We start from the raw sequence: 21,254 nt of genomic DNA on the forward strand, positions 1-21,254 counted from the left end.
AAGCGTAAACAGGCCAAAGGTGGCCGAACTGCACTTTTATCGTGCGTCGAGGCATTTTTGGGTGTGTTTCCGGTGCGCGGGATCGTCACTTGAAGTGAGTCGCAGGGTAACGTTCTGGCAAAGTGCCATTAATATCAATGGCTTGCGATGACTGTCCGGTCAGGTTGAAATCGCCGGGGTAGACGGTTTTGAAACATTTTGGCGCAATTATTGCGTGCAGATTCCGGAACGCCCCCGTTTGTTTCTTTTTACAAAGAGGAACACCAGACGGGTGAACGTATTCGCTTCTCCTTACAAAGGTAGTTTCAATGAGCAGTACCCAAAGCTCTAATGGCCTCGAACAGGGGCTCAAACCGCGTCATGTGACCATGCTGTCGATTGCCGGGGTTATCGGTGCCGGCCTGTTCGTCGGCTCGGGTCACGCAATCGCCGCCGCAGGCCCGGCTGTACTGTTGGCTTACGCCGCCGCCGGTATGCTGGTGGTGTTGGTCATGCGCATGCTCGGCGAGATGGCCGTTGCTTCGCCGGACACAGGTTCCTTCTCGACGTACGCCGATCGCGCGATCGGTCACTGGGCCGGTTTCACCATCGGCTGGTTGTACTGGTGGTTCTGGGTGCTCGTCATCCCGCTGGAGGCCAACGCCGCCGCGACCATTCTGCATGCCTGGTTCCCTAACGTGGCTATCTGGGCCTTTGCCTTGGTGATCACGATGTTGCTGACGGTGACCAACCTGTTCAGCGTGAAGAACTATGGCGAGTTCGAATTCTGGTTCGCCCTGGTCAAGGTCCTGGCGATCATCGGTTTCATCGTGCTCGGCGTGCTGGCGATCTTCGGCTTCCTGCCAGGTAGCCAGGTCAGCGGCGTTTCGCACCTGTTCGACACACAGGGCTTCCTGCCAAACGGCATGGGCGCGGTGTTGGGCGCGATCCTGACCACCATGTTCTCCTTCATGGGTACCGAAATCGTGACCATCGCGGCCGCGGAATCGAAGAACCCTGGCAAGCAAATCTCCAAGGCCACCAACTCGGTGATCTGGCGGATCGGCTTGTTCTACCTCGTATCGATCTTCATCGTTGTGGCCCTGGTGCCATGGAACGATCCGGTACTGGCCAGCCTCGGTTCCTACCAGACCGTGCTTGAGCGCATGGGCATTCCGAATGCCAAAATGATTGTTGATATCGTGGTACTGGTCGCCGTGACCAGCTGCCTGAACTCGGCGCTCTACACCTCGTCGCGCATGTTGTTCTCCCTGGGCAAGCGCGGTGATGCACCGGCCATGTCCACCCGTACCAACAGCAGCGGCACGCCATACTGGGCGGTGATGTTGTCCACAGGTGCTGCGTTCCTGGCGACATTCGCCAACTACGTGGCCCCGGCGGCGGTATTCGAATTCCTGCTGGCCAGCTCCGGTGCCATTGCACTGCTCGTGTACCTGGTGATTGCGGTCTCGCAACTGCGCATGCGCAAACAGCGTATGGCTCGCGGCGAGAAAATCGTCTTCAGCATGTGGCTGTTCCCGGGCCTGACCTACGCGGTGATCGTGTTCATCGTCGGCGCCCTGACCATCATGCTGTTCCAGGAGGCCCATCGTGTGGAAATCCTCGCGACCGGTCTGCTCGGTATCATGGTGGTAGCGGCCGGCTTGCTGGTTGCTCGCCGTCGTCGTAACGAGAAGATGATCGGGGCGGTTGCGCGCTGAGTCCCTGACTCACGCCAGACGTTGTTGAAATGAAAAACGGCCGCTGTCAGCGATGACAAGCGGCCGTTTTTGTTTGCGTTGAAATCGTTACTCGCTTTTGTCTTCCTGCGCTTCCAGCGTCTGGCGATAGCTGTCGAGTGCATCGCCGAAGTCGGTGATGAACTGCGGGTCGGTCAGCCAGGCCTGGGCGGTGTCGCGGTCCATGCCGTCAGCCCACATCCGATAGTCGATCAGCATGTCGGCGGCCAGGTGGGTGGCGGCCATGGCTTCGTTGTCGGCGTTTTCCATGTCCAGCAGCTCTGGATGGTCGTTGATGATCCCGGCGAGGTCGGTCAGCAGGGTCAGCAGCATGTCATTGCGACCGATGGCTTCCGCGTCGCGCATCTTGCTGAACATCGCCAGGGTGTATTCCGGGATCGGCTCGCCCATTTCGCCCAGGTCAGCGTCCTGCGCGGCGGGTTTTCGGCCGTGGATGTTGATCTGTCTGGCTTTGGCTTTTGCGCGTTTGGCGCGTTTCTGTTGCTTGTTCAGGGAGGCCATGGGAACTCAGTTCGGTTTCTGTTGGGTTTGGGCCGCGATGGCGTCGGACGCCGCCACGTAGTCAGCCTGGAAGGCCGGGGATTCGATCCATGCCAGGGCACCGGCTTCGTCGGTGTCGGCGGACCATTGGCGATACTCGATCAGCGCCGCGAGGATGAAATCCATCGCGCCTTCCTCGCCTTCCTGCTCGTATACCAGCTCCAGCAGCGGGTCTTCGAGGAAGGCCGCGCACATGGCTTGCTGGCTGATCTTTTGTGCGTCGATCATTTTCTTGAACAGTTCAGTCAGGTCCACCGATTCGAAGTCGATGCGGTCGTCGTTCGGGTCCAGCTCGACCGGCGCGGCGGCCCGTTGAGTGCGGTTCTGCTTGGCCTTGGCCTTGGCGCGGGAGGCGCGTTTTTGCTGCTTGTTGGCGGAGGCCATGGGCGTCGTTCCGTAATTCGTTGAAAGGGCGGCTGGTTCAGCTGCGTGGCACCGTCCGCCCGGGTGTGCCGGGGGCCAGCTCGCCGTTTTGCAGCCAGGACAATGCGATGGGCCATAGTGTGGCTTGGTATGCGCTGCGAAAAAAGGCGAAATGGCCAACTTCTTTTTCGCCGATGTCTTCGGGCGCAATGCGCAGGTGAGTGTTGTTGCTGTGGGTGAAGTAGTTGAGCAGGCGTTCGATGGCGGGAATCGTGCCATAGGGATCGTCGCTGATACTGATGGCCAGGGCTTTTGCGGTGACGGCGGCGAAGTGTCTTGTGTGGAGGTCCCGGCCGCTGGGGCGCTTCTCGTAACGAGCGGTGGGCGTACTCCAGTCACGGACCACCCCGGCGGGGGTGTCTTCCAGCCAGCCAAGGCGCTTGCCGGGAAAGTAACCGTAAATCATCGTGAGCAACGGCATCACCACATGCCACTTGCCAAGCATCCGCCAGCGATGTGAGGGCGCATAGTCGCGCCAGTACGCGAATTGCGCGCCAACCGTCACCATGCGGCGGATAAGCCGTCCCGACGCTCCCAGGCCCGCTGCACAGCCTCCAAAGCTGTGGCCGACCACATCGATCGGCTGATCGGGAAACTCACGCTGTGCGCGCTTGAGCATCGCTTCGAAATCCAGGGCGCCCCAGTCGGACCAAGAGGCCTTCAATCCTTTCAGTGACGTCGGGCGCGATTCACCGATGCCGCGGTAGTCGTAGGTGATCACGTCAAAGTCATTGGCAAACAGGTAGTCCGCGAAGCGTGAGTAGTGACGGCAGCGCACCGAGGTGGCGGCGTTGATGATGACGACCGGGCGCTGAGTGTCCTTGGCAGCATGCCGCCAGCTGAAACCTCCCAGTGCGAAGCCGTCTGCCGCGACCTCCTTGAAGGGTTCGCCAAGGGCGTCACCCGCCAGCGGCAGTTCGATCTGAGTGGGCGCTAGAGGTGGGGTTTCCTGCAAGTTCATCGGTGCCCGTCCTTTGCGGAGAGTTGCCAACGATAGTCTTCACGCGGCAGATGAACAATCCATCGGGGCTACAGTTGTTTCTCCTTCAGCCGCTCTTCAGGCACCGCGCATTGTCGATGCTTAGCAGTCCGGGGTCGTTCCGCGCTCACCCCAAGTCTGAATCAATCTAAAACTCCTGCCTCCGCGCACAAATCAAAAGAAGGGTAACGATTGGGTTCTGAAGAGCCCGGGAGTCGACATCATGAAAATCTTCCATTCACTGCTGTTGCCCATCGCCACGGTCGGCGTATTCATGTTTCCAGCCATATCGCCTGCCGCCAGCCTGGAGCCTGTTGATGGTTCGGGCGTGCAGATTCAGCGGCAAGAGGAAAACGGAATTGCCTATCTGTCTGGCGGCATTGGCGATGATGAAGCGCACGCTATCCAGCAGACCACGGGCTACAACCTGCACATGATCTTCTCTGTTGGCCCGCTAAACGAGTACATCCCTGATGTGAACGTGGTCATACAGAAAGACCACGGACAAACCGTGCTGACACTCAGCGAAGCCGGCCCGCTGGTTTACGTCCAGTTGCCCGCTGGCAAATACACTGTCGTCGCCTCGCGCAACGGCGAAGAGCGGCGGGATACGGCGGATATCGGCAACGGAGCGGCCCGCAACCTGGTCTTTCACTGGAATAGTAAAAGTTAGCGAATGGCCAGAAAACCGCGAGGCAAATAGGACCCTGAATCTTGCGACTCAGGGTTTTTTGTACGTGTGGTGGGTGATTGGTTGGGAGATCTGGTTGATTGAAATGCTCATAACCAAGCCAATGACTGGATCACCGCAACGCGCAAGGGATTGGTTTCTACGCTCAGCAGCTTGATGGCCAAGGCGCAGCAGACCACGATCAAAAAGCCGGCGCAGAAAGCGACGAGCGCCAACATGCCAATGAGATCCCAAGACATTACATTCCTCCCTGTTAGTGATTGGCCGGCGATCACATGACTGTTCATGCAGCAGCCTGAATACTCAAGCAATCAGCCCTGCAGCAGTAATGGATCCTCAGAAATAACGATGGGGGTGGAAAATTTTGAAAGTCCGAAAGTGCGAACCAAGACCGGTGATGAGCGGGCGACCCGGGCCCTTCTCAAGTCCGCAAACAGCCGTCTTTCAATGGCTGCTTACGGAATGCATTGCACTAGGCTTTTCGGTTTGCCAAAACGCAATGGATGGAGTGCTGAACAAACACCTGGGGGGATGTGTTAGCGGATGCTGCGGATGTTGCCTTTGTTGCCTTTTACCGTGACGGAAACTTTTTTGAAGATGAAGTAGTTTTCTTCGTTCACTTCATAGCGAGGGGCGACGATCAGGTCGGCACCGGAAGATTTTACCGCTTTGTAGGCCGCGGCCGATTTGACGGCGCTGACGGGATCCAGGCCAAGACCGCTCAGGCCACCACTCTCACCGCCGTAGCTGACGCCGTCCGCAAACTGGGAATCGCCACCAAACTTCAGGACGCCGAACAGGACGTTGACCGAAGACTGGCCGGAGATGGCGTCACCGACGGCGATGTCTGCCTTCAGGTCTGCTTTGACGGTGCTGTCGATCGGCGAAGAAGGTTGGCTGGTGTTGTAGCTGACACAGCCGCTTGCTGTCGCGATGATGGTCGACAGGGCGAGGAACTTCAAAAGCGTATTCAAGAAATGCTTCCTTACTTTGAAACGTTGAATGCAGGCAGATTTGCTGCTGCAAAAGTTTCACTGTGCAAGGGGCGCATGCTCAATGAGACGTATCTCAAAGTCGTGTGTGAGAGTGAGGGCGCGACTGAAAGGAAAAGGGCGCCGCTCGTGTAAGAAATTTCGGCGGCGTCAGGATTGGACAAATCCCGGGCATAAAAAAACCCTGAATCTTGCGATTCAGGGTTTTCGGTATTTGGTGCCCAGAGACGGAATCGAACCGCCGACACGGGGATTTTCAATCCCCTGCTCTACCGACTGAGCTATCTGGGCAACGGGGCGCATTAAAAGGGTTTTTCGGATTTACGTCAACGACTTTTTTAAAATTTCTTAAATTAATTCCGTCGCTTACGATCCGCCCCCCGATTTTGCAGGGTTACTCTGCAGGCGGAACGTAGCCTTCGGCCTTGGCGTAATCCTCGCCGGAGAAGTACTTGTCCATCTCGCCCTGCAGATATTTACGGTCTTCGGCGTTCATCATGTTCAGGCGTTTTTCGTTGATCAGCAGGGTCTGGTGCTTTTGCCAGTCGGCCCAGGCCTTGGCCGAGACGTGGTCAAAAATGTCCTGGCCCTTGGCGCCCGGGAATGGAGCGCGCTCCAGGGCTGGCAATTCTTCTTTGTACTTGCGGCACATGATGGTGCGGGTCATGACGATTCTCCTGCGTTCAATACGGCGGCCGCGCGTTCGAGCAAGGTTTTGACCGGGGCGGCGAGGCCCAGGCGCGGCGGGGTGGCGAGGTTATACCAGAGCCAGTCGGCCTCGGCCACGTGGTGGCCGTCCTCCTGGACCTGTACCAGCCAGGGTTCGATGGATAACTGAAAATGGCTGAAGGTATGCACCAGGTTCGGCAGGGCCTGTTGGTTGCCCAGCGCCAGTGAGTGCTGCGAAGCCAGGTGCTGCAGGTCGTCGAGGTCATCGAGTTCCGGCAGGCTCCACAAACCGCCCCACAAGCCCGTGGAAGGGCGACGGTAAAGCAGAATCGCGCCGTCGCCGTTGGCGAGCAACGGCATCAGCGTGCGCTTCTGAGGCACGGCCTTGCGCGGTTTGGGGATCGGGTAGCGCGTCTCCAGACCGAGCATGTGCGCCTCGCAGCCCTTTTGCAGCGGGCAGAGCAGGCAGCTCGGCTTGCTGCGGGTGCAGAGCGTGGCGCCCAGATCCATCATCGCCTGGGTGTAGGCGTTGACCCGATCATGGGGTGTAAAGCGCTCAGCATTGGCCCAGAGCTGTTTGGCGACCTTTGGTTCTCCCGGGTAACCCTCCTGCGCGGTAAATCGAGCCAGCACGCGTTTGACGTTGCCGTCGAGGATCGGCGCCCGCAGGCCCATGCTGATGCTGGCAATGGCCCCGGCCGTAGACAGGCCGATGCCCGGCAGATCGGTGAGCTTTTCCACGTCCCGGGGAAATTCGCCGCCGTACTGGTCGACGACGATCTTCGCGGTCTTCTGCAGATTGCGCGCACGGGTGTAGTAACCCAGGCCTGTCCACAGGTGCAGCACTTCGTCCTCAGGCGCAGCGGCCAGGGCTTCGACCGTCGGCAGCGAGGCCATGAAGCGATCGAAGTAATTGAGCACGGTGCTGACCTGGGTCTGCTGCAACATGATTTCCGAAACCCACACCCGATACGGGTTGATGTCCTGTTGCCATGGCAGGTCATGCCGGCCATGGCGGTCGTACCAATCCAGCACCGCCGTTGAAAACTGTTCGGCTTTCATCGCTTGAACAGCCCCTTGAGTGCATCTTTCAGTTCAGGGCTGACCTTGTCGCCCAGCTTCTCGTCGATTTTTTCGCTGATCTTGTCGCCGGCCAGTTTGCTTGCGACCTGACCCATGCGCTCGTTGTCGAGACGGCATGCCTTGGCACCCAGTTCCAGCGGACCACGGCAACGCAGTGGCCACTCGATACCGACAAACTTGTCGCCCACCTGGCAAGCGGGGTCCGGCATGGCGCTGGTGTCGCCTTCGACGATGATGCCCACACGGTAATCCATGCCCAGCACTCGCAGGTCGACATCACCGTCACCCTTGACGGTCATGCCCGGGATGCGCACTTTCAGGTCCGGGTTGCTGGCTACGCCGTTGCGCAAGGTCAGGTTGCCCTTGAGTTCCTGGAACGGTGTGTCCTTGCCCCGTGGCTCGCCGCTGAGGGTTTTGCGGTTGAGCGTGGCGATGCCCTTGCACAGTTGTTGTTCAAGGTTGGCGTTGAGCAGCACACCATTGTTGATGACGAAACCGGCGTTGCCGTTGAGGGTTTCGATCAGCGCTTTCTGGCTGTTGCCGTTGCCGGTCAGGTTGCTGTTGAGGGTCACCAGGCCTTTGACCGGTGGGTTTTTACCCTGGCTTTCAAGGATTTTCTCCACCGGCACCCGGTTGATCTTCGTCTGCAAGTTCAGCGCGGGTACCTGCTGGCGTACGTCGAGGGTGCCCGAGGCTTCGAAGTTGCCGCCATACAGATCGCCGCGCAGGTTTGTCAGGGTCAGCAGTCCGCCCTGGCCGTTGGCCTTGAGCGCCGCGTTCTGAATCGGCAGTTTTTCCAGGGTCAGCTGGCCAAAGGTCAGGTCGGCATCTACATCGAGTTTGCTCAGGCGTTCCACCGGCAACAGGCGCTCGTTGCTCCATGCGTCCTTGGTCGGTGGCTGTGGCAGCGGTGTGCTGCCGGCGCCGGCCAGGGCATCCGCTTCGGTGCTGGCGACTTCGGCCTGACGCACTTGCGTCGCGCTGTTGGCCTCAGCCGACTTCGGCTGCAAATAACGGTCGACGTTGAAAGTGTCGGCCTTGAGCACCGCTCGCAGCGATTGCTTGGCGAAGTCTTCGACGGCGATGCGGCCGCTGAAGGTGCTGTCGTCGACTTTCAGGTTGATTTCGTCCAGTACAAGGCTGGTCGGCGTGCCCGCCAGGCGACTGACCAGTTCGACCTTGCTCAGGCTGCCTTCGGCCATGGCCGGGAGCGTCTGACCGATGCTGTCGACGAACTTCGCCAGATCAAACTGGGCAATCGACAGTCCACCGCTGATCTGTGGCGTCTTGTCGAGGTCGTTGACCTTCAGCTCGCCCAGCGCACGCAGTTGGTTGGCGGAGATCTTGATGCCGGTCCACTCGGCGACGTTGGCCGCCTTGTCCAGTAACAACTGGCCCTGGGCGGCGAAGGTCATGGTCTTGCCTTGCAGCGGGTCGCCGGCAACTTCGCCGGACAGTCTCATGTCTTCGAGTTTGTAGCGCTGCAATGCGCGCTCGAAACGCAGCTCACCGTTGAGCTCGGTACGCACCCGCAGAACCGGTTGGTTGGTACCGAGGAACGCGGTGAGTTTGATCGGAGTGTTGGTGGAGTCATGCACCGGGCCGGTACTGAGCTGAATGCTTTCGGCGCTGAATTGCTTGCCGGTCTTCTCGTCGTTGTATTCAACGCGGGCGTTGTTGACGGTTAGGCTGTCGATGTCGAGGCGCACCGGCTGGGACGGTTTTTCAACCTGGGCCGTGGTTTGTGGCGCTGGTTCACCGGAGGTGGCGGCAGGCGTGCCGGTCGTGGTCGGTGCCGGGACCTTGCCAATGTCTTCCCAATTGCCATGGCCATCCTTGTCACGGGTCAGGCGCAGGTTCAGGCCTTCGACGCGGACATCGCTCATTTGCACTTCACGACGCAGCAGCGGCAGCACGCGGACCGACAGGCCGAGCATCTGCAGATCGGCAAACGGTTCGGTGGGCTTGGCCAGGGTCGCAACACCGGCATCGTGCAATTCCAGGCCCAGCCATGGGAACAGGCTCCAGCCGATATCGCCATTGAGCGTCAGCTCGATGTGGGCCTTGTCGCGGGCTATCTGGCGAATCTCGTCTTTGTAGTTGTTGGGATCGAAGAAGTGGGTCAGGGCAAAGCCCAGCGCCACAATGATCAGCAACAACCCGAGAAGTACCAGACCCAGGATTTTGCCGAACGCTTTCATGGGCGAGTCCTTGTATTTAGTCGAATTCGAAATTTAGCCGAGGAGTATAGCGCTCAGTAACGGACGACCGGTCAGCGATCATTTCTACATAACATCCAGTAGCACATTCAGCTTTGCGGCCAGTGCCCGGGATTCCAGGTGCCCGGCCGGGGACAGCAGGCGCAATGTGGCACCGGATTGCGCGGCCATCTTCTGTGCTTCGCGCACCAGACGTTCAGCGACGCCACGGCGACGAGTGATTTTTCGCACGCATAGATGAGACAAATGCCAGACGTCAGGGTGCCGTTGCAGTCGTGCCGCACCCAGCAGCCGGTCATTGAAGCGCCCGGCAATCAGCGACCCGTCCTGCAGGCAGGCTTCGATCAGCGGTGAGTCCCCGGCGAACGGTGCGAACAGCCAGTCCGGAGCGTCGCGATAAATCTTCTGCAGGTCTTGCTGATCCTGGCCGGTGGCTTCGTTCAACGGCTCGACAATGATTGGCATAGTGATTCCTGTGGGTTGTAAGCGATTCGCGCACTGATCGAGCGACCGTTGCCGGGGCCTGTCGCTCAAGAGATCAGATAACGTACAAAACGTGATGTCAGTTTGGTATTTCTGTCACTTGCAAATGGTAACCTTCGTCCGTTCGTCGGTCCTTCTGCGGCGAGATGTCGCACCGAAAGGGAGTTTCACCCGAAAAAAACGGTCATGCCTGTGTGCACTCAAGGCTGGAGGGGTGAAGAGTGGCTGAGGAACCATACTAATAATTGGGGGATACACAATGACCACGAGCATTACGGCGGACGGCGTAACGGCCGATCGATCCGCGTTCCTGTCCAAGGAACGCATTATCGCCAAGCCCGGTTTCAACCGTTGGCTGGTACCACCGGCCGCGCTGGCCATCCACTTGTGCATCGGCATGGCCTACGGCTTCTCGGTGTTCTGGTTGCCACTGTCCAAGGCTTTGGGAATCACCGCTCCGGTGGCTTGCGCGCCGGACATGAGCTTTATCGCTCAAGTCTTTTCTTCGCAATGCGACTGGCCGATCTCGATGCTCGGCTGGATCTATACACTGTTCTTCATCTTCCTGGGTTGCTCGGCCGCGATCTGGGGTGGCTGGCTGGAACATGCCGGGCCGCGCAAGGCTGGCGTTGTGTCGGCGCTGTGCTGGTGTGGCGGTCTGCTGATTTCGGCGCTGGGTGTGTACACGCACCAGATCTGGCTGATGTGGATCGGCTCCGGCGTGATTGGTGGTATCGGCCTGGGCCTGGGTTACATCTCGCCGGTGTCGACCCTGATCAAATGGTTCCCGGACAAGCGCGGCATGGCCACCGGCATGGCGATCATGGGTTTTGGCGGCGGCGCGATGGTCGGTGCACCGCTGGCTGCAGCGCTGATGGGGCATTTCGCCTCGCCTACCAGTGTCGGCGTGTGGCAGAGCTTTCTGGTGATGGCCGCGATCTATTTCGTGTTCATGATCGGTGGCGCCTTGTCCTACCGCGTGCCGCCAACCGGCTGGAAGCCTGAAGGCTGGACCGCTCCGGTGAAGAAAGCCTCGAATGCGATGATCACTCATCGTCATGTTCACGTGAATGTGGCGTGGAAGACCCCGCAATTCCGTCTGGTGTGGCTGGTGCTGTGCCTGAACGTTTCCGCCGGTATCGGCATCCTGGGCATGGCTTCGCCTCTGTTGCAGGAAGTGTTCGCCGGCAAGTTGCTGGGTAACGGGCTGACGTTTGGTCAGCTGGACGCTGCGCAATTGGCTTCGATCGCCGCGATCGCTGCTGGCTTCACCGGTCTGCTGAGCCTGTTCAACATCGGGGGCCGCTTCTTCTGGGCTTCGTTCTCGGACTATCTGGGGCGTAAAAACACCTACTTCGTGTTCTTCGCCCTGGGCTTTGCCCTGTATGCGCTGATCCCGAACCTCGGTCATTTGGGCAACGTTGCGCTGTTCGTGGCGGCGTTCTGCATCATTCTGTCGATGTACGGCGGTGGTTTCGCAACGGTGCCGGCTTACCTGGCTGACCTGTTCGGCACGCAAATGGTCGGCGCGATCCACGGTCGCCTGTTGACCGCATGGGCGGCGGCGGGCGTGTTGGGGCCGGTATTGGTGAACTACCTGCGCGAATATCAGCTGAGCATTGGCGTTGAGCGTGCGGCGGCCTATGACATCACCTTGTACATCCTCGCTGGCCTTCTGGTGCTGGGCTTCCTGTGCAACCTGCTGGTGCGCCCGGTGGCCGACAAGTACTTCATGACCGACGCCGAACTGGCCGCCGAACAGGCACTGGGTCACGACAAGGGCGCTGACAGCAGCACCGTGCTGGAGTGGAAAGCCGCGGCGGGCTCCAAGCCGTTGGCGATTGCCGCTTGGTTGGTAGTGGGGATTCCGTTGGCGTGGGGTGTTTGGGTGACCCTGCAGAAGACGGCAGTGTTGTTCCACTAAGTCAGCGTATTTCCCTTGTGGGAGCGCGCCTGCTCGCGAATGCGGCCTGACAGTCGACAGAGATGTTGAATGTGAGGGCCTCTTCGCGAGCAGGCTCGCTCCCGCATTGGTTTTATGTGACCTTAAAATGGCTTGTATGGACATGTACATCGCCGACACCCCCGGATTCACTCCGTCAGCGATATCACCTCCCGTGTTTCTGTTTCCGGCCCGCGCCCCTATAATGGTTGCCTTTTTCGCCCAATGATTTTGCGGAGCTGGTGATGGCCGAACGTAAGGCGTCTGTCGAGCGCGACACTCTGGAAACCCAGATCAAAGCCTCGATCAACCTGGATGGCACCGGAAAGGCCCGATTTGAGATCGGTGTCCCTTTTCTTGAGCACATGCTCGACCAGATCGCCCGTCACGGGCTGATCGACCTGGATATCGTCAGTAAAGGCGACCTGCATATCGATGATCACCACACCGTGGAAGATGTCGGTATCACCCTGGGTCAGGCATTCACCAAAGCCATCGGCGACAAGAAAGGCATCCGTCGCTACGGTCACGCCTACGTGCCGCTCGATGAAGCGCTGTCGCGCGTGGTGATCGACTTCTCCGGCCGTCCTGGCCTGCAGATGCATGTTCCCTATACCCGCGCGACTGTCGGCGGCTTCGACGTTGACCTGTTCCAGGAATTCTTCCAGGGCTTCGTCAATCACGCCAACGTCACCCTGCACATCGACAACCTGCGTGGCCACAACACCCACCACCAGATCGAAACCGTGTTCAAGGCCTTCGGCCGTGCCCTGCGCATGGCCGTCGAGCTCGATGACCGCATGGCCGGTCAAATGCCATCGACCAAGGGCGTCCTGTAATGCAGACAGTCGCGGTTATCGATTACGGCATGGGCAACCTGCACTCGGTGGCCAAGGCCCTCGAGCATGTCGGTGCCGGCAAGGTCCTGATCACCAGCGATGCGAATGTGATTCGCGAAGCCGACCGGGTGGTTTTCCCCGGCGTCGGCGCAATTCGCGATTGCATGGCGGAGATCCGTCGCCTGGGCTTCGACTCGCTGGTGCGTGAAGTCAGCCAGGACCGTCCATTCCTCGGCATCTGTGTCGGCATGCAAGCCTTGCTCGACACCAGCGAAGAGAACGACGGCGTCGACTGCATCGGCCTGTTCCCGGGCGCGGTGAAGTTCTTCGGCAAAGACCTGCATGAAGACGGCGAACACCTGAAAGTCCCGCACATGGGCTGGAACGAAGTGAAGCAGACGGTGAGTCACCCGCTGTGGCACAACATTCCGGATCTGGCGCGGTTCTACTTCGTGCACAGCTACTACATCGCTGCCGCCAACCCGCGGCAGGTGGTGGGCGGTGGTCATTACGGTGTCGATTTCGCCGCGGCGCTGGCCGATGGCTCGCGTTTCGCCGTGCAGTTCCACCCGGAGAAGAGCCATACCCATGGCCTGCAGTTGCTGCAGAACTTCGCTGCGTGGGACGGTCGCTGGTAAATGGCCGTCAAGAAATCCAGGCCGCCGATCCTCACGCTCACCCCCGAGCAGGAGAATGAGGCCAACAGCAAGATCAAGCGTTTCATGGAAGACCGCTTCGAACTCGACCTCGGCACATTCGAGGCGGCTGAGATTCTTGAGCTGTTTACCCGTGAAATTGCTCCGCACTATTACAACAGGGCGATTTTCGATGTGCAGACGCACCTCAAAGAGAGGTTCGAAAGCATCGAAAGCGACCTGTGGGCGCTCGAGAAAAACTGATTTCCGAGCCAAGCTGAACATTCAATTCTGAAGGTTTGCCAGATGCTGATTATTCCCGCTATCGATCTTAAAGACGGTGCCTGTGTTCGTCTGCGCCAGGGCCGCATGGAAGATTCCACGGTGTTCTCCGATGACCCGGTGAGCATGGCTGCCAAGTGGGTGGAGGGCGGTTGCCGTCGGCTGCATCTGGTCGACCTGAACGGTGCCTTCGAAGGCCAGCCGGTCAACGGCGAAGTGGTTACCGCCATCGCCAAGCGCTACCCGAACCTGCCGATCCAGATCGGCGGCGGTATCCGTTCCCTGGAAACCATCGAGCACTACGTGAAAGCGGGCGTGAGCTACGTGATCATCGGCACCAAGGCCGTGAAAGATCCGGCGTTCGTGGCCGAAGCCTGCCGTGCGTTCCCAGGCAAGGTGATCGTCGGCCTGGACGCCAAGGATGGTTTCGTCGCCACCGACGGCTGGGCGGAAATCAGCACCATTCAGGTCATCGACCTGGCCAAGCAGTTTGAAGCCGACGGTGTGTCCGCCATCGTTTATACCGACATCGCCAAAGACGGCATGATGCAGGGCTGCAACGTACCGTTTACCGCCGCGCTGGCCGCTGCGACCAGGATCCCGGTGATCGCGTCCGGTGGCATCCACAACCTGGGCGACATCAAGACGCTGCTCGACGCCAAGGCGCCAGGCATCATCGGTGCCATCACTGGCCGGGCGATCTACGAAGGCACTCTCGACGTCGCTGAAGCGCAAGCTTTCTGCGATTCGTACAAAGGCTGAGGACTGACCATGGCGCTGGCCAAACGCATCATCCCTTGCCTGGACGTGGACAACGGCCGGGTGGTCAAGGGTGTGAAATTCGAAAACATCCGCGACGCCGGTGACCCGGTGGAAATCGCCCGTCGCTACGACGAGCAGGGCGCGGACGAGATTACCTTTCTCGACATCACCGCCAGCGTCGATGGTCGCGACACCACGCTGCATACCGTCGAGCGCATGGCCAGCCAGGTGTTCATCCCGCTGACCGTGGGCGGTGGCGTGCGCACCGTGCAGGACATTCGCAACCTGCTCAATGCCGGTGCGGACAAGGTGTCGATCAACACTGCGGCGGTGTTCAACCCGGAATTCGTCGGTGAAGCGGCGCAGCATTTCGGCTCGCAGTGCATCGTCGTCGCAATCGATGCGAAGAAGGTTTCCGGTCCGGGCGAAACCCCGCGCTGGGAAATCTTCACCCACGGCGGGCGCAAGCCGACCGGTCTCGACGCGGTTGAATGGGCGAAGAAAATGGAAGGCCTGGGGGCCGGCGAGATCCTGCTGACCAGCATGGATCAGGATGGCATGAAAAACGGCTTCGACCTGGGCGTCACCCGCGCCATCAGCGATGCGCTGGGGATTCCGGTGATCGCTTCCGGCGGCGTCGGCAATCTGCAACACCTGGCCGACGGAATCCTCGAAGGCCACGCCAGTGCGGTGTTGGCGGCGAGTATCTTCCATTTCGGCGAATACACTGTGCAGGAAGCCAAGGCTTATATGGCCCATCGCGGAATTGTGATGCGCTAAACAAACCGATGCAGGCCAGTGGACATCATGGCGGGCTCAAGGCACTCTTGGGTACGCCATGGATTTCGGTAGCCAGACAATGTTTAAACGCCTTCTTCTTGTCCTCGCCAGCGCTAGCCTGTTGTTCTTCAGTGGAGTGCAGGCGGCGGACAATCCCGGCAGCGACATGGTGTTGCTGACGGAAAACTTCCCACCGTACAACATGGCGAAGAACGGCAAGAACTTCGCGCAGGACGAAAACATCAATGGCATCGCTACGGACATCGTCCGTGAAATCTTCAAGCGCGCCGAAATTACCTACAGCCTGACGCTGCGCTTCCCCTGGGAGCGAATCTACAAACTCACCCTGGAAAAACCCGGCTACGGCGTGTTCGTCATGGCGCGGCTGCCCGATCGCGAAAAGCTCTTCAAGTGGGTTGGCCCTATTGGTCCGGACGACTGGATCATGCTGGCCAAGGCTGACAGCCCAATCACCCTCGAAACCCTGGATGACGCCCGCAAGTACAGGATTGGCGCCTACAAGGGCGACGCCATCGCCGAGACACTGGCCAAGCAGGGGCTCAACCCCGTCGTGGTGCTGCGCGATCAGGACAACGCCAGGAAGCTGGTCAACGGCCAGATCGATCTGTGGGCTACGGGCGATCCCGCCGGGCGCTACCTGGCGCGTCAGGAAGGTGTGAACGGGCTCAAGACCGTGTTGCGGTTCAACAGCGCCGAGTTGTACCTGGCGTTGAACAAGGATGTGTCGGACGAAATGGTGGCCAAGCTTCAGGCGGCACTGGATCAGCTGCGCAAGGAAGGCAAGGTCGACGAGATCATGGCGCGGTATCTGTAGCGACAGCCAATACATCCTTGTAAGAGCTGGCTTGCCAGCGATGGCGGCCGAAAGGGCAATGCAAGGCTCAAGGCCGATTCGCCAGCGAGCCGGCTACAGGGTGCGGTCCATCAGCGGTACACCCCATCCTTGCCATGCGCAGCCGTCGCCCGATTGCTGCGCACACTGATCATCTGCTTGATATCGATCCAGTCGATGCCCTGCGCCTTGAGCTTGGGCAGCTCACGCTCAAGCACCGCCAGCGTCTGCGGATAAGGATGCCCGATCATGACCGCCGAACCCTGTTTGTGCGCCAGGCTGATCGCTGTCTGGAGCTGCGTGAGGATTGCTGCCTCAGTGCGTTCATCGTCCAGGAACACATCCCGGGAAACACTCGCCAGGCCGATCTTTTGCGCTTCGGCGGCCGCCACGGTCTGTGCGCTGGTGCGGCTGTCGACGAAGAATTTGTGCCGACCCTGCAAGTTCGCCATCAACCACGTCATCGCCGGTTGCTGAGCGGTCATGCGGCTGCCCATGTGGTTGTTGATTCCGGCGGTGTAAGGCACCGCTTTGAAGGCGGCGTCCAGGCGTTTCTCAAGCTCTTCGATGGGCAGTTCGGGGTGCCAGGCGAACGGGCCGGTGGCGGGGTCCATGGGCATGTGCAAGATGACGATTTTGCCGGCGCGGTGGGCCTCGCGGGCGAATTCGCTGGCGTGAGGGGTGTCGGGCATGATCGCCGTGGTCACCGGGCCGGGCAGTGCCAGCACACGGCGATCCCGGGGCAGGTTCTGCCCCAGGTCATCGATGATCAGACTGAGATAGGCCTTTTGCGGCGTTGGCGTCTCGGGCGCTGCATGGGCAGCGCCCGCCAGACAACACATCAGGCCGAGAATGAACCGCAGACGCATCTCAACGGCCGGACGTAATGCTCAGCCCTTTGAGCAGGCTCAGGGCCTGGGCCAGTTGGTAGTCGTCGTCCTGCGGCATCGGCTTGGCCTTGCCGCTGGAACCGGTCGGTTTGTCGGCACCGCCGTTGCCATTGCCCAGGTGGCCTTGCAGATCGGCTTCCTTGAAGTAGTCGCTGTCCTGCTCGTTGGTGATCTTGGCCTTGCGCACTTCGATGTCCGGCACGATGCCTTGAGCCTGGATCGAGCGGCCGTTCGGCGTGTAATACAGCGCCGTGGTGATCTTCAGCGCACGGTCGTTATTCAGTGGCAACACGGTCTGTACCGAGCCTTTGCCGAAACTGGTGGTGCCCATCAGTACGGCGCGTTTTTGATCCTGCAGGGCGCCGGCGACGATTTCCGAAGCCGAGGCGCTGCCGCCGTTGATCAGCACGACCATTGGCACGGCTTCGCTTTCGTCTTTGCCAGTGGCCGAGAAGCGCAGTTCGGAGTTGGCGATACGGCCCTTGGTGTAGACGATCAGGCCTTTGGTGATGAAGTGGTCGACCACTTCCACCGCCGCTTGCAGTACGCCGCCAGGGTTGTTGCGCAGGTCGAGAATGATGCCGTTGAGCTTCTTGCCGTTGTCTTTGCGCAGCTTGGCCAGGGCCTTGGAGACCTCTTCGCCGGTCTTGACCTGAAATTGGGTGATGCGGATGTAGCCGTAGCCGGACTCCAGCAACTGGCTCTTCACGCTCTTCACTTGAATGATGGCGCGGGCCAGGGTCACGTCGAACGGCGTACCGCCATCACGGACCAGGGTCAGGGTGATTTTCTGACCGATCTTGCCGCGCATCTTGTCCACGGCTTCGGTCATGCTCTGGCCGCGAGTCGGTTGGCCGTTGATCTTGACGATGAAGTCGCCCGCCTGAATGCCAGCCTTGGATGCCGGGGTGTCATCAATAGGCGATACCACCTTGATGAAACCGTCTTCGGCGCCGACTTCGATGCCCAGGCCACCGAATTCGCCGCTGGTGCTTTCCTGCAGTTCAGCGAAGTCTTCCGGGCCCAGATAGGCGGAGTGCGGGTCAAGATTGCTGAGCATGCCCTTGATGGCGTTTTCCAACAGGGTCTTGTCGTCTACCGGCTCGACATAGGCGGCTTTGATCCGATCCATGACCTCGGCAAAGGTGCGCAACTCTTCCAGGGGCAACGGTGCCTTGGTGGTCGCGGCAGTGCCAGCGGGCGCGACGGCCGGGGCCGGTTGAGCGGCGAACGCCAATGGCGCGCCGATCACCAGGGCGATCGTCAGGGCCAGCGAGGTAAGGCGGGACAAATGCAGCATGTCGAACGAACTCCTAATGTAGGTGACTCAACGCCTATCCTTGCGCGCGGCACCATTGCGCCGGATCACTCGGGTGACCCTGCTGACGAATAGCAAAATACAGCGCTGGTGTGTCCTGCCCGCCACTGTTACCGACAGTGGAGATGGACTCACCGGCTTTTACCACGTCACCCGCAGACTTGAGCAGCGTCTGGTTGTGACCGTAAAGACTCAAAAAACCGTTGCCGTGGTCGAGAATCACCAGCAGCCCGGCACCGCGCAGCCAGTCGGCGAACACCACACGGCCGCCATGCACTGCATGCACCGCACTGCCGGCTGCGGCGCCGATCATCACGCCGTCCCACTTGGTCCGGGCATCGTCGCCACGGCTTTCACCGAAGCGTGCCAACAGTCGACCGTCGACAGGCCATGGAAGTTTGCCTCGGGTTGACGCAAATGGGCCGCCAAAGGTCTCGCCTGAGCTTGAAACCAGCGCGCCGGGTGTCGATTTAACGGGTTTGCGTGGGGCGTCATCGGTGGCTTCCGCCTGCGCCTGGGCCTCACGTAAACGCTTTTTTTCGGCTTCCTGCTGGGCTATCAGCGCCTTTTGCCGCGCTTCTTCAGCCTCACGAGCCTGGCGAGCCAGGGTTTCCTCGATGGTTTTAAGGACTTTAGACAGGTCTGCCTGATCCTGCTCGCGGGCGGCCAGTTTCTGGTCGCGCGCCTTGACGTCGTCATTGAGCTTGGCCAGGACTTGCTGGCGCTCCTGGCGAACCTTCTCGAGTTCGCCGCGCTGGGTTTCCAGGCTGCTTTGTTGCACCAGCAATTGCGCTTGCTGGGCGGCAATGTCTTTTTCGACATTGGCCAGCTGGCGCAGGGTTTCATTGAAGTTCTTCAGCTGTTCCAGGCGGGCCTGGCTCAGGTAGTCGTAATAGGTGAGGGTACGGGCGAATTTCTCGGGGTTCTGCTGGTTGAGCAGCAGCTTGAGGTATTCCTGACGGCCATTCTGGTAGGCCGCGCGGGCCTGGATGGCGATCAGTCGTTGCTGTTCAGTGCGCGCGCTCTGGAGTTTTTTTTTCTCTGCATCGAGCCGCTGCAGCTCGGATTCGCTCTTCTTCAGCTCTTTTTGCAGGGTTTCAACCTGCTTCTCGAGCTTGCCCATTTCGGTCTCGGTGCCCTTGAGGTCTTTCTGCACACCGGATTTTTCTTCCTGCAGCTTGCCCAGCATTTTTTTCAGCTCGGCAATGTCCTGGCGCGTGGCGTCCAGCTGCTGTTGGGTTTGCGCGCGCTCGTCAGCAAAGGCCGGTTGGAGCAGGCAAGTCAGAGCGAGGGCTATCAGGACGCGAAGCATAGAGGCGGGCGACACCAGGGAAAGGGACGGCCTAGTATGCCCGCCCCACGCCGCAAAAAAAACGCCCAATTGGGGCTGTGTGATAACTGGCCCGGAAAACACTACAAACCAATGTGGGAGCGAGCCTGCTCGCGATTGCATCGGTACATTCAACATGGGTGCTGGATGTCAAATTGCTATCGCGAGCAGGCTCGCTCCCACAGGGTTTTGCAGGGTTTGAACGGGTGGATTACACCAGAATCGAAGTCCCGGTCATTTCCGCCGGTTTTTCCAGGCCCAGCAGTTTCAGCATGGTCGGCGCCACATCCGCCAGCACGCCGCCTTCGCGGACCTTCAGGTCACGCTTGCCAACGTAGATAAACGGCACCGGCTCGGTGGTGTGCGCGGTGTGCGCCTGACCGGTGGATTCATCGGACATTTGTTCTACATTGCCGTGGTCGGCGGTGATCAGCGCTTCGCCACCGACTTTTTCCAGGGCTTCGACGATACGGCCGACGCACTGGTCCAGGCATTCAACGGCTTTTACCGCGGCTTCGAACACGCCACTGTGGCCAACCATGTCGCCGTTGGCGTAATTGACCACAATCACGTCATAACGCTGGTGTTCGATGGCATCGACGATGCGATCCGTCACTTCCGGCGCGCTCATCTCGGGTTGCAAGTCGTAGGTGGCGACTTTTGGCGACGGGATCAGGATGCGTTCTTCGCCCGGAAACGGTTCTTCGCGACCGCCGGAGAAGAAGAAAGTCACGTGAGCGTACTTCTCGGTTTCAGCGATGCGCAGCTGAGTCTTGCCGTTTTTCGCCAGGTAGTCGCCCAGCACGTTTTCCAGGCTGCCGGCGGCGAAGGCTGCTGGTGCGGGAATGCTGGCGGCGTATTGGGTCAGCATCACGAAGCCGGCCAGTTTTGGCTGGCGCGCGCGCTCGAACTCCTTGAAATCGTCTTCAACGAACACCCGGGTCAGCTCGCGGGCGCGGTCGGCGCGGAAGTTCATGAACACCACGGCGTCGCCGTCTTCGACTTTGACCGGCTCACCGATGGAGGTGGCTTTGACGAATTCGTCGCTCTCGCCCCGCTCGTAGGCGGCTTGCAGGCCTTCCTGGGCAGTAGCGGAGTTGAATTCGCCCTGGCCATCGACAATCAGGTTGTAGGCCTGGGATACGCGGTCCCAGCGATTGTCACGGTCCATGGCGAAATAACGACCGATGAGGCTGGCGATGCGGCCCTTGCCCAATGCCTGGAAGGTAGCGTCCAGCAGTTCGATAGACGATTGCGCGCTTTTCGGTGGGGTATCGCGGCCGTCGAGGAAGGCGTGCAGGTAGATTTTTTCCGCACCGCGCTTGGCGGCCAGCTCAGCCATGGCAACCAGGTGATCCTGGTGGCTGTGCACGCCGCCATCGGACAGCAGGCCCATGAAGTGCACGGCTTTACCGGCGGCAACGGCTTTGTCCACTGCGGCACAGATGGTCGGGTTCTCGAAGAACTCACCGTCGCGGATCGATTTGGTCACGCGAGTGAAGTCCTGATACACCACGCGGCCGGCGCCGAGGTTCATGTGGCCAACTTCGGAGTTGCCCATCTGACCATCCGGCAGGCCGACGTCCATGCCGCTACCCGAGATCAGGCCGTTCGGCACGGTGGCCCACAGGCGGTCGAGTACGGGCTTCCTGGCGGCATAGATGGCATTGCCTTCATGGCTTTCACTGTGACCGAAGCCGTCGAGAATCATCAGGACCAAAGGTTTAGGCGTGGTAGTCATGGAATCCACTCGTGGCTGAGATAAAAAGGGGTGATGGAAAAGGGAGTGGCAGTTTAAAGCGAAG

Annotated in this window: 22 protein-coding genes and 1 tRNA gene; 9 read left to right on the plus strand and 14 right to left on the minus strand. The window is 59.8% G+C overall.

Features of this window, described 5'->3' with window-relative positions; all coding sequences use genetic code 11:
• The first annotated feature begins 308 nt into the window (after window positions 1-308).
• Window positions 309-1,700, plus strand: a complete 1,392-nt coding sequence (gene gabP / locus ACGJAX_RS07450) for a GABA permease (protein WP_090327969.1) — start codon at window positions 309-311, stop codon at window positions 1,698-1,700.
• Window positions 1,701-1,787: 87 nt separating this feature from the next.
• On the opposite strand, the gene ACGJAX_RS07455 is transcribed toward gabP, so the two are convergent.
• The 3 genes from ACGJAX_RS07455 to ACGJAX_RS07465 are packed head-to-tail and all read right to left on the minus strand — an operon-like array spanning window position 1,788 to window position 3,663.
• The gene (locus tag ACGJAX_RS07455; protein WP_390958173.1) at window positions 1,788-2,240 is read right to left on the minus strand and encodes a hypothetical protein; all 453 of its coding nucleotides are present in this window, start codon (window positions 2,238-2,240) and stop codon (window positions 1,788-1,790) included.
• Between the two features lie 6 nt (window positions 2,241-2,246).
• Entirely contained in the window at window positions 2,247-2,663 is a 417-nt protein-coding gene (locus ACGJAX_RS07460; RefSeq protein WP_090327975.1) for a hypothetical protein, read from the minus strand.
• Between the two features lie 37 nt (window positions 2,664-2,700).
• Window positions 2,701-3,663: an alpha/beta fold hydrolase gene (locus ACGJAX_RS07465; RefSeq protein ID WP_247256667.1), complete on the minus strand. Its 963-nt coding sequence runs from the start codon at window positions 3,661-3,663 to the stop codon at window positions 2,701-2,703.
• A gap of 241 nt (window positions 3,664-3,904) precedes the next feature.
• On the opposite strand from ACGJAX_RS07465, the gene ACGJAX_RS07470 reads away from it, so the two are divergent.
• Entirely contained in the window at window positions 3,905-4,354 is a 450-nt protein-coding gene (locus tag ACGJAX_RS07470; RefSeq protein ID WP_390958176.1) for a carboxypeptidase regulatory-like domain-containing protein, read from the plus strand.
• A 107-nt stretch (window positions 4,355-4,461) separates the two neighbouring features.
• On the opposite strand, the gene ACGJAX_RS07475 is transcribed toward ACGJAX_RS07470, so the two are convergent.
• From ACGJAX_RS07475 to ACGJAX_RS07505, 7 genes are all read right to left on the minus strand, one after another.
• Window positions 4,462-4,611 carry a hypothetical protein gene (locus ACGJAX_RS07475; RefSeq protein WP_247256761.1) on the minus strand — a complete coding sequence of 50 codons (150 nt, stop codon included), beginning with the start codon at window positions 4,609-4,611 and terminating at the stop codon, window positions 4,462-4,464.
• A 297-nt stretch (window positions 4,612-4,908) separates the two neighbouring features.
• Window positions 4,909-5,346 carry a hypothetical protein gene (locus ACGJAX_RS07480; RefSeq protein WP_090327981.1) on the minus strand — a complete coding sequence of 146 codons (438 nt, stop codon included), beginning with the start codon at window positions 5,344-5,346 and terminating at the stop codon, window positions 4,909-4,911.
• Window positions 5,347-5,579: 233 nt separating this feature from the next.
• Window positions 5,580-5,655, minus strand: a tRNA-Phe gene (locus ACGJAX_RS07485).
• A 103-nt stretch (window positions 5,656-5,758) separates the two neighbouring features.
• Window positions 5,759-6,031, minus strand: coding sequence for an oxidative damage protection protein (locus tag ACGJAX_RS07490; protein WP_003220737.1), 273 nt, complete (start codon window positions 6,029-6,031; stop codon window positions 5,759-5,761).
• Window positions 6,028-7,095: an A/G-specific adenine glycosylase gene (mutY, locus tag ACGJAX_RS07495; RefSeq protein ID WP_248916170.1), complete on the minus strand. Its 1,068-nt coding sequence runs from the start codon at window positions 7,093-7,095 to the stop codon at window positions 6,028-6,030. The genes ACGJAX_RS07490 and mutY overlap by 4 nt, the downstream gene beginning before the upstream one ends.
• Entirely contained in the window at window positions 7,092-9,317 is a 2,226-nt protein-coding gene (locus ACGJAX_RS07500; RefSeq protein ID WP_390958179.1) for an AsmA family protein, read from the minus strand. Before ACGJAX_RS07500 ends, mutY begins: the two co-directional genes overlap by 4 nt.
• Before the next feature lie 84 nt (window positions 9,318-9,401).
• Window positions 9,402-9,800, minus strand: a complete 399-nt coding sequence (locus tag ACGJAX_RS07505) for an acetyl-CoA sensor PanZ family protein (RefSeq protein ID WP_090328027.1) — start codon at window positions 9,798-9,800, stop codon at window positions 9,402-9,404.
• Window positions 9,801-10,077: 277 nt separating this feature from the next.
• On the opposite strand from ACGJAX_RS07505, the gene ACGJAX_RS07510 reads away from it, so the two are divergent.
• The 7 genes from ACGJAX_RS07510 (at window position 10,078) to ACGJAX_RS07540 (ending at window position 15,893) form a co-directional block, all read left to right on the plus strand.
• The gene (locus ACGJAX_RS07510; protein ID WP_247256662.1) at window positions 10,078-11,742 is read left to right on the plus strand and encodes an OFA family MFS transporter; all 1,665 of its coding nucleotides are present in this window, start codon (window positions 10,078-10,080) and stop codon (window positions 11,740-11,742) included.
• Between the two features lie 263 nt (window positions 11,743-12,005).
• Window positions 12,006-12,599, plus strand: a complete 594-nt coding sequence (hisB, locus tag ACGJAX_RS07515) for an imidazoleglycerol-phosphate dehydratase HisB (protein WP_047536319.1) — start codon at window positions 12,006-12,008, stop codon at window positions 12,597-12,599.
• Window positions 12,599-13,237, plus strand: coding sequence for an imidazole glycerol phosphate synthase subunit HisH (gene hisH, locus ACGJAX_RS07520; RefSeq protein WP_090328031.1), 639 nt, complete (start codon window positions 12,599-12,601; stop codon window positions 13,235-13,237). The genes hisB and hisH overlap by 1 nt, the downstream gene beginning before the upstream one ends.
• On the plus strand, window positions 13,238-13,498 hold the full coding sequence (locus ACGJAX_RS07525) for a DUF2164 domain-containing protein (protein WP_090328034.1): 261 nt from the start codon (window positions 13,238-13,240) through the stop codon (window positions 13,496-13,498).
• Between the two features lie 42 nt (window positions 13,499-13,540).
• Complete coding sequence (gene hisA, locus ACGJAX_RS07530) at window positions 13,541-14,278, plus strand: 1-(5-phosphoribosyl)-5-[(5-phosphoribosylamino)methylideneamino]imidazole-4-carboxamide isomerase (protein WP_090328037.1); 738 nt, start codon at window positions 13,541-13,543, stop codon at window positions 14,276-14,278.
• Between the two features lie 9 nt (window positions 14,279-14,287).
• Window positions 14,288-15,058: an imidazole glycerol phosphate synthase subunit HisF gene (hisF, locus tag ACGJAX_RS07535; RefSeq protein ID WP_007897430.1), complete on the plus strand. Its 771-nt coding sequence runs from the start codon at window positions 14,288-14,290 to the stop codon at window positions 15,056-15,058.
• Between the two features lie 79 nt (window positions 15,059-15,137).
• Entirely contained in the window at window positions 15,138-15,893 is a 756-nt protein-coding gene (locus ACGJAX_RS07540) for a transporter substrate-binding domain-containing protein (RefSeq protein WP_390958183.1), read from the plus strand.
• Between the two features lie 110 nt (window positions 15,894-16,003).
• Here the strand turns inward: ACGJAX_RS07540 and ACGJAX_RS07545 are convergent, their stop codons facing one another.
• From ACGJAX_RS07545 to gpmI, 4 genes are all read right to left on the minus strand, one after another.
• A complete protein-coding gene (locus ACGJAX_RS07545) occupies window positions 16,004-16,780 on the minus strand; it encodes a divergent polysaccharide deacetylase family protein (RefSeq protein WP_390958185.1) in 777 nt (258 codons plus the stop codon).
• Window position 16,781: 1 nt separating this feature from the next.
• Complete coding sequence (locus ACGJAX_RS07550) at window positions 16,782-18,101, minus strand: S41 family peptidase (RefSeq protein ID WP_090328043.1); 1,320 nt, start codon at window positions 18,099-18,101, stop codon at window positions 16,782-16,784.
• Window positions 18,102-18,135: 34 nt separating this feature from the next.
• Window positions 18,136-19,431 carry a murein hydrolase activator EnvC gene (locus tag ACGJAX_RS07555; RefSeq protein ID WP_090328046.1) on the minus strand — a complete coding sequence of 432 codons (1,296 nt, stop codon included), beginning with the start codon at window positions 19,429-19,431 and terminating at the stop codon, window positions 18,136-18,138.
• A gap of 229 nt (window positions 19,432-19,660) precedes the next feature.
• Complete coding sequence (gene gpmI / locus ACGJAX_RS07560) at window positions 19,661-21,190, minus strand: 2,3-bisphosphoglycerate-independent phosphoglycerate mutase (protein WP_247256658.1); 1,530 nt, start codon at window positions 21,188-21,190, stop codon at window positions 19,661-19,663.
• Between the last annotated feature and the right edge of the window lie 64 nt (window positions 21,191-21,254).

This window comes from Pseudomonas moorei (assembly GCF_042846945.1).
Lineage (GTDB): Bacteria > Pseudomonadota > Gammaproteobacteria > Pseudomonadales > Pseudomonadaceae > Aquipseudomonas > Aquipseudomonas moorei.

Excerpts from the sequence above, each read along its gene's own strand:
- hisF (WP_007897430.1), top strand. The coding sequence starts at position 14,288 with ATGGCGCTGGCCAAACGCATCATCCCTTGCCTGGACGTGGACAACGGC.
- ACGJAX_RS07510 (WP_247256662.1), top strand. The coding sequence starts at position 10,078 with ATGACCACGAGCATTACGGCGGACGGCGTAACGGCCGATCGATCCGCG.
- ACGJAX_RS07465 (WP_247256667.1), bottom strand. The coding sequence starts at position 3,663 with ATGAACTTGCAGGAAACCCCACCTCTAGCGCCCACTCAGATCGAACTG.
- ACGJAX_RS07500 (WP_390958179.1), bottom strand. The coding sequence starts at position 9,317 with ATGAAAGCGTTCGGCAAAATCCTGGGTCTGGTACTTCTCGGGTTGTTG.
- hisA (WP_090328037.1), top strand. The coding sequence starts at position 13,541 with ATGCTGATTATTCCCGCTATCGATCTTAAAGACGGTGCCTGTGTTCGT.
- hisH (WP_090328031.1), top strand. The coding sequence starts at position 12,599 with ATGCAGACAGTCGCGGTTATCGATTACGGCATGGGCAACCTGCACTCG.
- ACGJAX_RS07505 (WP_090328027.1), bottom strand. The coding sequence starts at position 9,800 with ATGCCAATCATTGTCGAGCCGTTGAACGAAGCCACCGGCCAGGATCAG.
- ACGJAX_RS07470 (WP_390958176.1), top strand. The coding sequence starts at position 3,905 with ATGAAAATCTTCCATTCACTGCTGTTGCCCATCGCCACGGTCGGCGTA.
- ACGJAX_RS07475 (WP_247256761.1), bottom strand. The coding sequence starts at position 4,611 with ATGTCTTGGGATCTCATTGGCATGTTGGCGCTCGTCGCTTTCTGCGCC.
- ACGJAX_RS07455 (WP_390958173.1), bottom strand. The coding sequence starts at position 2,240 with ATGGCCTCCCTGAACAAGCAACAGAAACGCGCCAAACGCGCAAAAGCC.
- ACGJAX_RS07545 (WP_390958185.1), bottom strand. The coding sequence starts at position 16,780 with ATGCGTCTGCGGTTCATTCTCGGCCTGATGTGTTGTCTGGCGGGCGCT.
- hisB (WP_047536319.1), top strand. The coding sequence starts at position 12,006 with ATGGCCGAACGTAAGGCGTCTGTCGAGCGCGACACTCTGGAAACCCAG.
- ACGJAX_RS07540 (WP_390958183.1), top strand. The coding sequence starts at position 15,138 with ATGTTTAAACGCCTTCTTCTTGTCCTCGCCAGCGCTAGCCTGTTGTTC.
- ACGJAX_RS07460 (WP_090327975.1), bottom strand. The coding sequence starts at position 2,663 with ATGGCCTCCGCCAACAAGCAGCAAAAACGCGCCTCCCGCGCCAAGGCC.
- ACGJAX_RS07525 (WP_090328034.1), top strand. The coding sequence starts at position 13,238 with ATGGCCGTCAAGAAATCCAGGCCGCCGATCCTCACGCTCACCCCCGAG.
- gabP (WP_090327969.1), top strand. The coding sequence starts at position 309 with ATGAGCAGTACCCAAAGCTCTAATGGCCTCGAACAGGGGCTCAAACCG.
- mutY (WP_248916170.1), bottom strand. The coding sequence starts at position 7,095 with ATGAAAGCCGAACAGTTTTCAACGGCGGTGCTGGATTGGTACGACCGC.
- ACGJAX_RS07555 (WP_090328046.1), bottom strand. The coding sequence starts at position 19,431 with ATGCTTCGCGTCCTGATAGCCCTCGCTCTGACTTGCCTGCTCCAACCG.
- ACGJAX_RS07490 (WP_003220737.1), bottom strand. The coding sequence starts at position 6,031 with ATGACCCGCACCATCATGTGCCGCAAGTACAAAGAAGAATTGCCAGCC.
- gpmI (WP_247256658.1), bottom strand. The coding sequence starts at position 21,190 with ATGACTACCACGCCTAAACCTTTGGTCCTGATGATTCTCGACGGCTTC.
- ACGJAX_RS07550 (WP_090328043.1), bottom strand. The coding sequence starts at position 18,101 with ATGCTGCATTTGTCCCGCCTTACCTCGCTGGCCCTGACGATCGCCCTG.